The organism is Paenibacillus sp. FSL H8-0104, from assembly GCF_038050215.1.
In the GTDB taxonomy this organism is placed as follows: Bacteria; Bacillota; Bacilli; order Paenibacillales; family Paenibacillaceae; genus Paenibacillus; species Paenibacillus amylolyticus.
In genome coordinates, this window is sequence record NZ_JBBOTC010000001.1 from 3,521,660 (window position 1) to 3,537,116 (window position 15,457).

Sequence of the window (15,457 nt, forward strand, 5' to 3'; positions counted from 1 at the left end):
GTTTCTTTTTGTCCTCTATTCTATAGATACAGGCAACTACAACCTATAGAGGAGGAATTCAACCATGAATTCTACAACCCGCAAAATCGCTACATTTCTAACCATAACTGCATTAGGTACAGCAGTGTTCCCGTTAACTGCGAATCAAGTACATGCAGCTACATACGTTACTAACATTGCGGCAACAACCACACAGCTTAATCAACAACAGATTGAAGCTGCTATCAAGGATCTCAATAGCTTGGGGATCATGAACGGGTATGCAGATCAATCTATGGGTGAACATCAAGCAATTACTCGTGCGGAGTTAGCTTCATTGGTTTTCAAAACGTTTAATTTGGAGAGCAAGAGGGGAGAAACCGTAGAATTGACGGATGTGAATCCGAATGCATGGTATGCGCCATATGCGTCAAAGCTTGTTGAACTTGGCATCATGCAGGCTAACGATGGACAATTCAATCCGCAAACTCAAGTGTCGGATGCTGAACTCGAACAGGTCGTATCCAAAGCGATGCAACGTGATGTAAAGTCCGTTCACCATTGGATGAGCGAGTTCTACTCCGAGAACGGTACAGCAACGCGCGGCGAAACAGCAGTGCTGTTGCAAACTGCACACCAAGCTATTCCTTCGGAGCAAGCTCAAATCAAGAGCGTTAGATCACTGAATGCCATTACGTTAATTGTAACTTTTGACAAGCCGCTGACAGCAGCGAATGAAGCTTTTGCCAAGGCACAAACGGACTTTGCGTTTAGTGGCGGGTTGACGTTAACCAATATGCCCCGTTTGAAAACAGGGTCAATCGCGACTTACATCGTTCCAACGTCCGTACAAGATGCTAGTGAAGTGTACAACCTGACTTACAAAGGCCAAGACGCTGGTTCCTTTGAAGGCAGTGGTACGAAAATAAACATGACAACGGTTAGTCAAGTAACGAATGATACATTCGAGATTGAAGCATTGCAAGTGAACAGTGTCGTGGATTATGGTTACATCATTTCGGCTTACAGTGGTGGTCGAGGAGCTAATGCATTCGTGCTGAATGATCAAGAGCAAGCAGGAGGCAAAACGTATCAGATCATCTCTTCCATGCAGGCAAGACAAGTTGTAATTACGCCAGAAGGTGGCGAGCCTATCGTTGCCAGATATGTTCCGTTCACGCAATCCACAGATGGCAAACAAGAACCGAAGTTCCGTTTGCCTGAGGGACAAACGCTGAAATCAGGTGTCACATATACGGTTTCTTCGGATTGGGCCAACATCGAAAATGCTTCATTTACGGCGAAATCGTTTGATCCACTAGTGGTTGCAAGTGCTCAAGCAGTGAGCGAAACCTCCATTGAAGTTACACTTGACCAGGACCCTGGGGATGAACTGTTCTCTGGTCGAAGTGTAACGTTAACTTCACCTAGCGGGGATGTTCTGACGGCCACTTATAAATATTCAAGTCGAAAAGGTGCGACGGGTGTATTCGACCTAACAAATGATGGAAAGTTGACTCCGGGTACTACGTATACAATAAACCCAGTTGGGGATTGGAGTATCGCTTCTTCGGTCACCTTGACACTGGAGTAAAGGAGGCAGTATGAGTAAAACGCTGATTATCGTTGTCCTGATAAGCAGTATGTTGATCGTTCAAGGTTGCGTGCCTGAAATGAGAAACGACTCTAACGTGGAGGAAAAGGCCATGACTTCAGCAGATGAACAGCTGTTCAAGGCAGTAGAGGACAGCGATACTGAACGCATCGAACAAATGATTCAAGCAGGTGCCAATATCAATGCTCAAGATCAGAGTGGACGAACCGCTACAATGATTGCAACTTACAATAATGATCTAACATCGGCTAAAGTGTTAATTGAAGCGGGGGCAGATGTGAATATACAGGACGATATGAAAAATACCCCGTTTCTGTATGCTGGTGCTGAAGGATACTTGGATATTTTGAAGCTGACAATCGAGGCGGGAGCGGACCCAGCGATAACAAATCGATATGGAGGGACAGCACTTATTCCAGCTTCGGAGCATGGATATGTGGATGTAGTGCAAGAACTACTCACTCAAACTTCGGTGGATGTGGACCATGTGAATCAATTGGGATGGACAGCACTACTCGAAGCGATCATTCTTAACGATGGCAATGCTCGGCAGCAGGAGACGATACAATTACTCATTAATCATGGAGCAGACGTAAACATATCGGACCGTGATGGGGTGTCACCACTCAGTCATGCGAAGAATAATGGCTTCAAAGAAATTGAAGCCATTTTGGTACGAGCTGGTGCGAAATAGAACCCTTTTAGGGTGAATAAAGAAACAAACATGTTGAGATATATGTAAAAATGGTTTTCATGGAGCGCCTGATTCCTTCTATGCTGAAGGGCAGGCGCTTCATTCAATCCATCTTACGTGTATGAAACTGGCATAGTCTTAACATGACATGATTAGATACAAGAACGAAGATCTTAAAAATTGAATATCTCTGCTTTAAAGTTTGCTATAGTTTACCACCATGCTTCCGGATAAAATGGAAATACCAACCATGTAAGCGCTATCTATTATTGCGCTGATTATACATGTTGGAATCATTCATGGAGGTGTGTGATGAAGAGGAAGTCTTGGTATACTTTGGCGGTAACTGGTGTCATCTCTTTGTTTTTTTCGGTAAGCGCTTTCGCGGGTTATGTGTTCTGGGAACCTCTAACCTATTTTAACGCAAGTACATGGCAAAAAGCGGATGGGTATTCCAATGGGAACATGTTTAACTGTACGTGGAGGGCTAACAATGTTAATTTTACAAGTGACGGCAAGCTTAAGCTTGGTTTGACCAGCTCTGCACAGAACAAGTTTGATTGCGGAGAGTATCGTACCACGAATACGTATGGGTACGGCTTATATGAAGTCAGTATGAAACCTGCCAAGAACACAGGTGTAGTTTCCTCATTTTTCACATACACAGGGCCCGCACATGGCACCCAATGGGATGAGATTGATATCGAATTTTTAGGAAAAGACACAACCAAAGTTCAGTTTAATTATTATACCAATGGGGTTGGTAATCATGAGAAGATTATCAATCTAGGTTTTGATGCATCCCAAGGTTTCCATACGTACGCATTTGACTGGCAGCCGGGACATATCAAATGGTATGTTGATGGTGTATTGAAACACACGGCAACCAGCAATATTCCTAAAACACCCGGAAAAATCATGATGAACTTGTGGAATGGAACAGGAGTAGATAGCTGGCTCGGTCCTTATAACGGGGCTAATCCGCTCTATGCTGAGTACGATTGGGTTAAATATACGAGTAATTAAGCAGACTGAAGCAGCCGTTAGCGGCTGCTTTTTTCTATTTTCTGGTATTGTATTTATTCAATATATGTATTCAATATCCAATATCCTAAATTAATGCAATAAATGTTGCAATATTAGTATGGGCATAAATATCAAAAATTCATTATGATTAACCTGTAAGCAACATTACATAGACTGGGGGAACGAAGTTGGACACAAGTAAAAAGAGACGAGTAGGCAGTTTGGTCATGATCGGTGTATTGGCCCTATCTGCAGCCTTGAGTGGGTGTAGTAACGGGAGCGATAAGAAAACTGAATCGAGTACACCAGCGACAACGTTGGAGCTCAAAAATGGGAAGTATGATCCACCAGTATCCATTACGTATTTACGACCATGGGGTCCAGACGTGAAGTTTAAGTCAGGCGAGGATCAGGATAACAACGTCCATACAAAATGGGCCAAGGAGAAACTCGGAATTGAGTTGAAAAACCAGTGGATATCTCCATCCACCAATAATGCATTTGAGACAAAACTGCGTCTATCGCTTGCTTCCAATGCGGACATGCCGGACATTATTTCGTATCGCGGCGAATTCAATCTGGTGCGTGAATTGATTGAGTCCGGAAAATTTGTCGATGCGGGCGAGTTGTTTGACAAATATGCCAGCGACACATGGAAAGCAGCCGTAAACGAAGATCCTTCCGTATGGTATCCATACATGCAAGATGGCAAAAAGATCGGTATTCCGATTCTGGACTATTCCTATAATGGTGATCCTGTCATGTGGATCCGTGAAGACTGGATGAAGAAATTCAATCTGGAAGCACCTAAAACGATAGATGATCTTGAAGTCATTATGGAAACGTTTACGAATCAAGATCCGGATGGCAATGGGAAGCAGGACACTTACGGACTCACCATTGGCTTCAAGAACTGGCTGAACACATGGATGTCAGAAGCTGGGTGGGTATTTGGCGCTTATGGTACAATGCCAAACCAATGGAATCTGACGGCAGATGGAAAACTTGAATACGGTTCCGTTACACCTGGTGCAAAGCAGGCTTTGGCCAAATTACAGAGCTGGATGAGCAAAGGGTATATCCCGGAAGAAGCCGGCGTGTATGATGAGACAAAAGCAGCTGAAGAATTTACTGCCGGAAAAGCAGGTATTGTGGTTGGTCCTCACTGGATGCCATCCTGGCCGCTGGAGGATGTGAAGAAAAACAATCCGGAGGCTGAATACAAGGCGTATCCAATTCCTTCTGGTCCAAACGGTCAAGCAGGAAGACATGGTACGTCAAACGGAAATGGCGTAGTTCTAATTAACAAAGACATGAAAAATCCGGAAGCCTTTTTCACCTATCAGAACTATCTCTTTGATCACTATGCGAATCCTAAAGAGGGCGATGAGTTTGAGCATGGATTTGCGGAAGGATACGATTGGGTTATGGTAGATGGGAAACCATCAACCGATGCAAGTCTTACGGGGGGTTATGCTCCCGAGAAGTACACGTTGACTTTTGATGGAGCGCGTATTCCCAATCTAAGTATGACAACACTTGCCAAGCTGGCAAGCGGTGAAGAAGCAACTACACCATTTGAGAAAAAAATCAAATCAGGTGTACCAGTACCTATGCTTGATGCAGCCAAGATTGTTTTGGATCAAAAGGATATCGTGTTCAATCAAATGTTTACCGGTGCACCTTCAATGACGATGCAGATGAACAATGACATTTTGACGAAGATGGAGAAGGATACCTTCTCTCAAATTGTATATGGCAAAACCTCTGTGGACGCGTTCGACTCATTTGTTGAGAAGTGGAAGTCTTCAGGCGGAGATCAGATTACGAAAGAAGTTAACGAGTGGTATGATTCCGTGAAAAGCGGAAAATAGGATGACAAAGGGCTGGCTGAAATGATTCATCCCGGCCACATAAGCACCAAAAAGGCATTGCAGGAGAAGATCTCCGGCAATGCCTTTTTGTATTTGATATGGAGAAGGGGAAACCGGAGAGATTACTAGAACGTCAAGTCTGGTCTGTGTACTCTCTTAAACCGGCAGATTTTCCCGATATTCCTGCGGTGTAAGATCATAAAATTTCTTGAAAACTCGAATGAAATATGCGGTATTGTTGTAACCGACAAGTTCTGCAATCTCAAACACTTTGGCGGTTGATGTTCGCAAATGATAGGCTGCTTTCTCCATTCTTAACCGGTACACATAGGCAGTAAGTGCTTCACCTGTCTCCGCCTTGTATACCTTGGACAAGTACACTGGATGCAGATGCACATGGTCAGCAATTGCAGGCAGTGATACATCACCAGCCAGATGAAGGTCGACAAAACTTTTGACGCTGCGCACAATGGTGCTGTGATTGTCTCTAAGCTCTTGTTCAGCATCATCTCGTATGTAATGAAGTGTACGGACGGACCAGTCCTGTAGCTGCTGCGCAGTGGAATAGCTGGGAGCTTGAAAGTAACGATAGGACTCTGCTGGAATCAAAGAAGAGATTTGTTTGCCATTTTTATGAATGATGTACGCAAACGCGCCCGCTATAGCAAAATACACCTCAAAGGTTGACTCGGCAATATCATGATGTTCATTGGAATGCAGCAGTTCCGCAAAAATGTGTTCGATTTTCTGTTCCACATCCTCAAAGCGACCAGCTTCGAGCAGGCTAATCAACGTTGGTGGCTGATACAGCGACCTGATCGTATGTAGAGGGTTAGCATCCGTTTCATCGGAAGCGGTGACAAACAAACCTTGCACCTGACCCATCCGTTTACGCATGGACATAACCGTTCGCTCATAGAGTTCTCCAATTTCATGGGGAAACTTGCCCCAACTGGAGACCGAAATGGAGATAGCACCTTTCAAGTATAACTGAACATTGGTTTGAATCTGGGCAGCATACTGCTCAAGCAATGTCTGAGGCGTCTCACTCCTGCTGTAACTCATCGTTGTGGAATGTTTCATGCTTACCAGAACAACAATGTAATCATGCACGTCTCGTGTGTGCCAGATATGAAAATGATTATGCATCACTTCACTTATGATATTACATATCGCATATTCCATTAAAGCCAGGTCGCCGTGTGCCATATCGGATAGATGTTTCTCCATACGAATAATCAGCATGCCGAGATCTTCTCCTACGGAGTAGGGAAGCTCCAGCAGATCAAGCTTGTCTGCCAGCGTCTTCTGATCATAGACTTTTCCAGTCAGCAACTCATGCAGCATCGTGGATTGAAGCAATGGCAGATGATCCTGAAAGGCGTGTAAGGCTCTTTGATGAGATGCTGCGGTTTCCCACTTTTCTTTAATTCGATGAACAAGACGTTGCACGGATTCGATGAGATCTTCATCACTAACAGGTTTCAGCAAGTAATCAAAGCTTTCCTGTGCAATGGCCTGTTTCGCATATTCAAAGTCGGCGTGACCTGATAAAAGAATTGTCTGCACATGCGGCCACTTTTCATGAATCGCTGTAATTAGTGCAATGCCTGACATTTCGGGCATACGTATATCCGTAATTACAATGTCAATATCGTGGTTGTCCATAATTTCCAGCGCTACTGCACCGGATAAGGCTTCATGAACTGTACCGATCCCGCAGCTTTCCCACGGAATGGTCTCTGCCAGCGTTTCCACGACGGAACGTTCATCGTCAACTAGTAATATTTGCAGCATGGGTCGTTCACCTACTTGTCTGTATTGTCGTGCCATGTGATGTTAACTTTAATTCCACCCATTGAAGACTGTTCATAGGATAGTCCAGATCCTTCACCGTACAGAAAAGACAAACGCTGATGGACATTCCATGTACCACATCCCATATTCTCATCCAGCGGTTTAAGAAGATTATCCCTCAGATGATCAAGCTGTTTCTCAGACATACCAAGCCCGCTGTCCTCCACGATAATCGTGTACACATCATCCTCGCAGTCCGCATAGATTTTAATCTTACCATCCACCGATTTGGGCTCCAGACCATGAATAATAGCGTTCTCAATAATAGGCTGAAGGGTTAGTCTGGGAACTGTTTTATCTAAAATATCATGGGGCACGTCGATTGTAAAATGCATTCGTTCCAGACGAAGTGACTGGATTTCCAAATAATTTTTGACCATCGTCAGTTCTTCACGAAGCGTGGCTTGATCCTTTTCGGACCTGGTTATGTATCGGTAATACTCCCCCAGATTCAGTGCCATGGCTACCACGGCCTTTTCATTTTTCATTCGGGCCATGTTCTTGATATAGAACAGGCAGTTATATAGAAAATGCGGATTAATCTGCGATTGTAACTGTTTGAGCGTGGCTTCCCGACTTCTTAATTTCTCCTCATATACATTCTCGATTAATTCTTGAATTCGTTGAGCCATGATGTTGAAACGTGCAAATAACAGGCTGAACTCATTGCGTGCAGAATGATGCAGCCGAACGGAAAAGTCCCCGGTTGACAAGCGATTCGTCCCTTTCACCAACTGTAAGAGTGGAAGCTGCACACTTCGGTAGAGTGTATATAATACAACAACGCTCATCACGATCAGAACGGCAATTGAAGCGTAAAAAAGATTTCGGCTGCTCGTAATCGGTTTCAAAATCTGCTGCATCGGCACATAGTCAACATAATACCAGCCCAGGCTCTTGGATTGAATATAGGAGACGTAATATTCCGTTTTGTTCAACGTTGTGCTGAATCCGCCGCTGGCTTGCAGTGTTGCTTCTTTCAGAGAGGGCAGGATGGCATTCAGGGTTTCCTTTCCAGAGCTATTGCTGATTAAACCATAGTCGGGATGGAACATGAATGGATCGCCCTTATTGTTTAACTTGTTTTGATTAAGAAGTGCAGTTAAGTGATGAACTGGAAAACTGATTTTGGTAATCAATCTGGCTTTGCCAGGTCTCGCCATCGCTGTCGTTGGATCGGTAGTGTACCAGATAAACTGATTGTCAGCATAGGTCCAGGATTGCGAGAGAGGCTCCTTAAATTCATCATCCCTGTACGGAATGTAAGCATAATAATCCGTTGATATCACTTTTTGCATCCTTGGGAAGTATAGTGTGATGGTCGAATGCCATTTGCTTGCTGCGTTGTACAGATTCATTTTCTCCAGAATGGCACTTCCAACTTTCACACGTTCATAGGGAATGTCCTTGTAGTCGGGACGTTGATATTCCTGAATACTCGAATCTTGCCCAATAGACATCCCATACAATGACAGTTGGTAAATGTTGGATTCTACTGAATCAGCAAATGTCGAGAGATGATTCATCGTATTGTTCTGAATCTCGTGTTCGATAACACGCACGCTTTCCCGGTTCGAGTATGTATAGAGAAACAGCACCAGAATAAGCAGCATCACAAACAACAGTGTAATTTTGGTAAAGACATTCAAGCGTGTGAACAAAGTCCAACCTCCTTAATCTTATTAAAATATTGATATCGTTGTTGCAATATTAGGATATAGATCACAAATTTCCATTGCTATAATTTTAATATACAAGTTCACGATGACTTGTAAAATACAAAATTTAGAACATGGGGGATGCAGGAGTGAAGGAACATACGTTAGAAACGCCGCATAAACGGCGCTCCACCAGGGTTAAACAGCGCTGGAATATGCAACGGAACTGGACCTTGCATATGATGCTCATTCCAGCTGTATTGCTGGCACTGGTGTTTCAGTACATACCGATGGGCGGCATTGTAATTGCTTTTCAGGATTTCAAACCATACTTGGGATTTTCTGAATCCAAATGGGTGGGTTGGGACAATTTCCGATATTTATTTTTATATCCGGACGTAGGTCAGGTGATCTGGAATACGTTGGTCATTGCATTTTTCAAAATCATCGCAGGACTATTCGCTCCATTCCTGTTTGCCATTTTGCTCAATGAAGTACGCTTGACGGCATTCAAGAGAGTAAGTCAAACGCTTGTGTATCTACCGCATTTCCTATCATGGGTTATTCTCGGTGGTATTCTGCTCGATATCCTGTCTCCTCAGGGCGGCATGGTCAACCAGCTTGTCGTAGCCTTTGGAGGAGAACCGATCTTCTTCCTGGGAGACGGTACATGGTTCCGGATAACGCTGATCCTCAGTGATGTGTGGAAAGAATTTGGTTTTGGTACGATCGTATTTCTGGCTTCTCTCTCAGGAATTAATCCTGCGCTCTACGAGGCTGCCGAGGTGGATGGGGCCAACCGATTTAAACAGACGCTGCACATTACGATTCCGGCATTAATGCCGATTACAATCGTACTGATGACACTCTCTATCGGCAATATCCTGAACGCCGGTTTTGATCAGGTATTCAACTTGTACAATCCACTTGTGTATGACAAAGGCGACATCATTGACACCTTTGTATATCGACTCGGAATTCTGAACGGGAAGATGAGTTTTGCCACAGCAGTAGGGTTGTTCAAATCTGTGGTTGCTACCATTTTGATTGTTATATCTTACAGAATGGCTTACAAACTAGCTAATTATCGAGTTTTCTAGAGAGGAGAAAAGGGCTTGTATTATAAAACAAAAGGATACCGCATATTCAGCATCGCTAACTATACTTTTCTTGGGATATTATCGATACTCTGCATTTTACCAATTATTCATATATTGGCTGTTTCATTCAGCAGTATGGCGCCAGCATCATCAAACCTGGTTACCTTCTGGCCCATCGGGTTCACAACGGACGCATATGTGAAAACATTCGGGAATTCGAACTTCATCAACTCCTTGATCGTATCACTTAAACGGACTGTAATTGCAACGATCATTGGTATGGTCATCATGCTCTTAACCGCATTTCCGTTGTCGAAGGAAGATATCAGTTTTAAAGGTCGCTCCTTATATACGTGGTTTTTCGTATTTACCATTTTGTTCAGCGGCGGTTTGATTCCAAGTTACATTCTGATCCAGAAGCTTGGCTTGATGAATACAATCTGGGCGCTTATTCTGCCTGGCGCACTGTCCGTGTGGAACGTTATTCTCATGATGAACTTCTTCCGCGGTCTGCCTAAAGAACTTGAGGAAGCAGCTTATTTGGATGGAGCAGGTCATATCAAAACGTTGATTCTGGTCTACGTACCGCTTTCACTTCCAGCTATCGCAACCTTGTCCTTATTTACGATGGTGTATCAGTGGAACTCCTGGTTCGACGGCATGATCTATATGTCTGATATTAAAAATTATCCACTTGCTTCTCTATTACAGACCATTATTGTTCAGCAAGATCTCAGCAAAATCAACGTCGATCCTTCCATGTTGGAGAATATCTCGCAGCGAACCGTACGCGCAGCACAGATCTTTATCGGCGCGCTTCCGATCCTGATGGTATACCCGTTTTTACAACGATTCTTCGTTAAGGGGATCGTTATTGGAGCAGTCAAGGAATAGGCTATGCAAATGCAAGGATAACTGAGCTGAGGGAGGAAGAAGGATGAGAAAAGGACTGGCATGTATGGTGGCATGGAGTTTAATGGCTTCTCTCGTTTATCCAGCAACTGCTGGAGCAGAAAGTGTACAGGGTCAAGCGGAGGTGGGAAATGTGCAGGCAAAAAGCCTGCACTTCTCTGTTCCCTATACAGACCTGACGGGGCATTGGTCACAATCTGCAGTTACACGTTTGCAAGACTTGAATTTATTGAAAGGTTATACGGACGGTACGTTCAAGCCCAGTCAGGTCATTAGCCGAGCTGAATTCGTCATGATTCTGGATCGGGCCTTTGGTTTCACCGGTAATGCGGCGACTGGTTCATATGCGGATATGACTTCAGACGATTGGTACTATGACGTGATGGTACGAGCGAATGGTTCTGGCATCATCGAAGGGACAGACCGTGAACATCTGTCACCACAACAACCGATTACACGCCAAGATGCAGCGGTTATGGTAGATCGAGCTTTTCAACTTTCAGCGGTTACAAATGAAGATAGTGAACAATTGAAATTTCAGGATGCAGATGATATTTCCGGTTATGCAAAGAAAGCGCTTACCTATCTGGTGAACGAAAATATTCTTAAAGGTTTCCAAGGCAAATTAAATCCTAAAACCTCGATTACACGAGCGGAGACGGCAGAGTTACTGTCAGCGATGATTGCAGATGTAAAAAGCACTCCTGGAGCATATGAGTCCCGGGTAGATGGCAACTTGATTATTAAATCAACGGATATCACGTTGAAAAATATGGTTGTCAATGGAAATCTGCTACTGGCAGAAGGCATAGGCGAGGGATCTGTTGTTCTTCAGGGCGTAACTGTTACAGGAAGTGTCATCATTAAAGGCGGAGGCAGTCATTCCATCAACATTAACAACTCCAAGCTGAAGCGAGTAGTCGTTGACAAACGTGGGGAACCCGTCAGAATTGCCATTACGGAAGAAAGCAACATTCAGGAGATGCATGTAAAGCAGAAATCCATTCTGGAGATCTCTTCAAACAGCCTGATTGATTCCATGAATATTCATGCAGAAGCGAGTCAGACTCAAATGGATACCAAAGGTACAATCCAAAAATTGAGTGTAGATGCCGATGATGTTGTGATCAACGGAGAGAAAGTAAAACAAGGATTGCGCACATCCATGGTGGGTGAAGCCCAACCACCTGCTTCATCGCAGCCTGGTGGTTCAACAAATGTGACAAGTACACCCACACCATCTTCTCCAGACGGGCAATCACCGTCTACACCATCGACACCAAGCAATCCGGCGGGCGAAAAACCGGTTCCAGCAACAACGATTCCGCATGATCAATGGGAACTGGTCTGGAATGATGAGTTTAACGGACCTTCGATTGATTCTTCCAAATGGACCGTGCAGGATACAGGACTCGTTTATAACAATGAAATGCAATATTACAGCCCGGACAACACTCGCATTACGAAAGATCAGAATCGAAGCGTGTTGCAGATTGAAGCAAAAAAGGGTCCGAAAAACGGTAAAGATTACAGCTCTGGCAAACTGATCTCCATGGGAAAAGGCGACTGGACCTACGGTAAAGTAGTTGTACGTGCGAAGCTTCCGATCGAAAAAGGCATGTGGCCTGCCATATGGATGATGCCAACAGATGAAGCACATTATGGTGGATGGCCTGCCTCTGGAGAAATCGATATTATGGAGCTAATTGGTGGCAAAGAGAGTAATAACAAGGTATATAGCACATTGCATTATGACAGTGTGAAGCCTGACGGTTCCCATGGACATGATCAGGGAAGCCTTACTCTTCCGAAGGGAGAAACTTTCGCTGACGATTATCATGATTTCCAGGTGGAATGGTTGCCGGGTATGATTCGTTTCTATGTGGATGGAAAGCTGCATCATGAAGTGACCAACTGGCAAACGAAGGCCGCCGGCCAACCCGAGTATTATACGTTCCCTGCACCATTTGATCGTCCATTCTATCTGATTCTGAATCTGGCAGTTGGAGGAGACTGGCCGGGGGCACCTGAAAGCAACTTCACTTCCGAAAAGATGAATGTTGATTTTGTGCGAGTATATTCTTACAAAAATCTAGACACATGGCCTGATGTAACAACAAATCCCATCGAGCCTGTGCAACAGCGTGACCCACAAGCCGATGGCAATCAAATATACAATGAACGTTTTGCGGAAGGGGCTGCAGACAATGGAGTGCCTCTGCAGTGGAAATTCATCACAAATGCTGATGGAGCTGGCAGTGTCAAAGTTGTAACAGATGAGCAGAAAGGGAAAGCAGCAGAAGTTACCATTGATGCATCGGGTACTGAAAACTACTCGGTTCAACTCACTCAGATGCCGATGTACATCAAGAAAAACAAAAAGTACAAGATACAATTTGATGCGAAAGCATCTGCTAACCGTACGATCATGTCCAAACTGAACCAATTCGAAAAAAGTTGGACCAATTATTCGGGTGATAACACCTTTGCACTCACGACAGATTGGCAATCCTATGACTATACCTTTAATATGCGGGATGGCACGGATAACAATGCCAGATTTGAATTTAATCTGGGGCTGGATGATACAACGGTTTGGCTTGCCAATGTCAGACTGATTGAGGTGGGTGAGGCTGATCCAATAACGGTTGAACGGAACGCGCTGCCTGATGGTAATTTCATTTACAATGGTACATTTGATCAAGGTAAGGAACGCCTCGGTTTCTGGACCACCAGCGTCCAGGAGAATGCTGAAGCCAATATAAGTGTAAATAACTTTTCGAAATTCCCAATTATGGAGCGTCAGCTGGTTGTTGATGTTACTCAAACGAATAATGACCCACAACAAGTTTCGGTGAACCAACCCGATTTGAAACTGGAAGCGAATACAACGTATGGTTTCTCCTTAGATGCCAAGGCAGACACACCGCGAAGTATCGACATTGATGTTGTCAGCAGTAATGGGCATACGGTACAGGTTCATCAAGGACAAAACCTCTCCTTGAACCAAGAAATGAAAACATACACCGGAGAAATCATCATTGGAGATGGAGCATCAATCGCACAATCCGAGCTAAAACTGTTATTCGGCAGTTCTAAAGGTAAGGTATATGTGGACAATGTTCGTCTGACGAAACGCGGCAAACCTCTGTCAGTGAATGGCTACGCACATGTTCCTGCAACCGAAGCCTGGATGATGCAGGGCTTACAACTGGAGGACTCCGTAGAAGGAGGAAAACATGTCAGTTACATGGATCAGGGAGATCTGCTGCAATATAAAATCGATGTAGCTCACGACGGAGTATATGTTCTGTCTGCCCGAATGGCCAGTGGAAAAAGTGATTCCAAGGTTCAGTTCAGCATTCAGGATGAACAAGGTACAACCGTTGCACAATCAGACCTGAGTCTCGGAGACACGGGTGGATGGCAAGCATATAAAACGGTGTATTTTCCAGGGGTCAACTTGACAGCAGGCAAACCCTATTATGTGAATTTTGAAGGAGCAGATTATAATACACGTTGGGTGGATATTTCACAAAACAAAATTCAGAACAGTGAGCTAACAGCTGATCTGAATCATTGGGAGCTAACTCCTAATGATCTGACAGCCTCACATGACGAGGGTGAAGGATTAATGGTTAAATTGCCTGGTACAAGTGAACATTGGTGGGATGCTTTATTGCAACAAGGTCAGATCAAACTGGATGCAAACAAAACGTACCGACTTACCTTCGAGGCATCTGCTTCAAGTCCTAAATCCATGCAAGCGGTTCTTTCTCAGAATGCAGGCGATTTTGTGAAGTATTTTGAAGAAGAAGTGGAATTAACCGCAGATCAAAAGTCGTATACTTACACCTTCACTATGGGGGATACCTCCGATTCGGCAGCTATGCTTGCATTTGGATTAGGATATCCGCTATCTACAGGTGAACACTCGATTCACATCAATAACGTCCAATTATATGAAGTTAATCCGAATGCAGATCAAGGAGGTCAGCCAGCTCATGTTAACCTTATTCCCAATGGGGACTTCTCCAAAGGTGCAGAAGGTTGGTTTACCCACGCGGATGGTAATGCAGCGGACCTTGAGATGCAAGTTAGCAATCAACAGCTTCAAGCCAAGATTGGTCATGCAGGACAGCATCCATGGGATCGTCAAGTCATCAATGAAGGATTCGGCATACAGCAAGGTTTTAAATATAAATTAACGTTTAAAGCCAAAGCGGAGAAGTCCAGGAAATTGGGTTTGGGGATTGGATGGGTCGATGCAGCTGCCAACTATGAATGGCATGGGTTCTTTGGGGCACGAGTTGATTTGACCCCAGAAGAACAGGAGTTCACGTTTACATTTGATGCAACAGAAGACAGCTATGCGAATACTCGAATTTCATTTGATCTGGGTAACATTGATGGTGAGCAAGATGGCAACACAACCGTCTCATTATCCGAGGTCAGCTTGATTAATCTGGGTCCTGCCAATTAACTTCTGAATTCTCTATAATTTGTCTTATATGCTTGCCTAATTCTCTTATTACCTATACAAGCAGAATAAAGTTGTTCAGGAATGACATCATCCCCATGGCAAAATCAAATCGCTAAAAGAATTATCCAGCGAATATGAAGAGAAACCTACTACGAATTAAGCAAGAGACTGTCAGTGAACATTGCTGGCAGTCTTTTCTTCATATATCGCAGACATTGAGCGATACGTACTTACTCTATCCTAAAAACGAATGAACAAA

9 protein-coding genes are annotated in these 15,457 nt (G+C 44.1%); 7 read left to right on the forward strand and 2 right to left on the reverse strand.

What is annotated here, in order from left to right:
• Positions 1-64 precede the first annotated feature (64 nt).
• The 4 genes from NST38_RS15700 to NST38_RS15715 all read left to right on the forward strand — a co-directional run bounded on the left by NST38_RS15700 (position 65) and on the right by NST38_RS15715 (position 5,188).
• Complete coding sequence (locus NST38_RS15700) at positions 65-1,573, forward strand: S-layer homology domain-containing protein (RefSeq protein WP_076253122.1); 1,509 nt, start codon at positions 65-67, stop codon at positions 1,571-1,573.
• Positions 1,574-1,583: 10 nt separating this feature from the next.
• Positions 1,584-2,288 carry an ankyrin repeat domain-containing protein gene (locus tag NST38_RS15705; protein ID WP_076253123.1) on the forward strand — a complete coding sequence of 235 codons (705 nt, stop codon included), beginning with the start codon at positions 1,584-1,586 and terminating at the stop codon, positions 2,286-2,288.
• A gap of 312 nt (positions 2,289-2,600) precedes the next feature.
• A complete protein-coding gene (gene bglS / locus NST38_RS15710; RefSeq protein ID WP_036615630.1) occupies positions 2,601-3,314 on the forward strand; it encodes a beta-glucanase in 714 nt (237 codons plus the stop codon).
• Between the two features lie 227 nt (positions 3,315-3,541).
• The gene (locus NST38_RS15715) at positions 3,542-5,188 is read left to right on the forward strand and encodes an extracellular solute-binding protein (protein WP_051447411.1); all 1,647 of its coding nucleotides are present in this window, start codon (positions 3,542-3,544) and stop codon (positions 5,186-5,188) included.
• A 156-nt stretch (positions 5,189-5,344) separates the two neighbouring features.
• Here the strand turns inward: NST38_RS15715 and NST38_RS15720 are convergent, their stop codons facing one another.
• Positions 5,345-6,985 (reverse strand): response regulator, encoded by a 1,641-nt coding sequence (locus NST38_RS15720; protein ID WP_036615627.1) that lies wholly within the window; start codon positions 6,983-6,985, stop codon positions 5,345-5,347.
• An 11-nt stretch (positions 6,986-6,996) separates the two neighbouring features.
• On the reverse strand, positions 6,997-8,706 hold the full coding sequence (locus NST38_RS15725; protein ID WP_083684762.1) for a sensor histidine kinase: 1,710 nt from the start codon (positions 8,704-8,706) through the stop codon (positions 6,997-6,999).
• Between the two features lie 146 nt (positions 8,707-8,852).
• On the opposite strand from NST38_RS15725, the gene NST38_RS15730 reads away from it, so the two are divergent.
• From NST38_RS15730 to NST38_RS15740, 3 genes are read left to right on the forward strand one after another with little or no spacing between them, the layout of a single operon-like run.
• Entirely contained in the window at positions 8,853-9,803 is a 951-nt protein-coding gene (locus tag NST38_RS15730; RefSeq protein ID WP_017688355.1) for an ABC transporter permease, read from the forward strand.
• 15 nt (positions 9,804-9,818) lie between these two features.
• Positions 9,819-10,697 (forward strand): carbohydrate ABC transporter permease, encoded by an 879-nt coding sequence (locus tag NST38_RS15735; protein ID WP_017688354.1) that lies wholly within the window; start codon positions 9,819-9,821, stop codon positions 10,695-10,697.
• Between the two features lie 43 nt (positions 10,698-10,740).
• Positions 10,741-15,198: a carbohydrate binding domain-containing protein gene (locus tag NST38_RS15740; RefSeq protein ID WP_076253124.1), complete on the forward strand. Its 4,458-nt coding sequence runs from the start codon at positions 10,741-10,743 to the stop codon at positions 15,196-15,198.
• Positions 15,199-15,457: the final 259 nt, after the last annotated feature.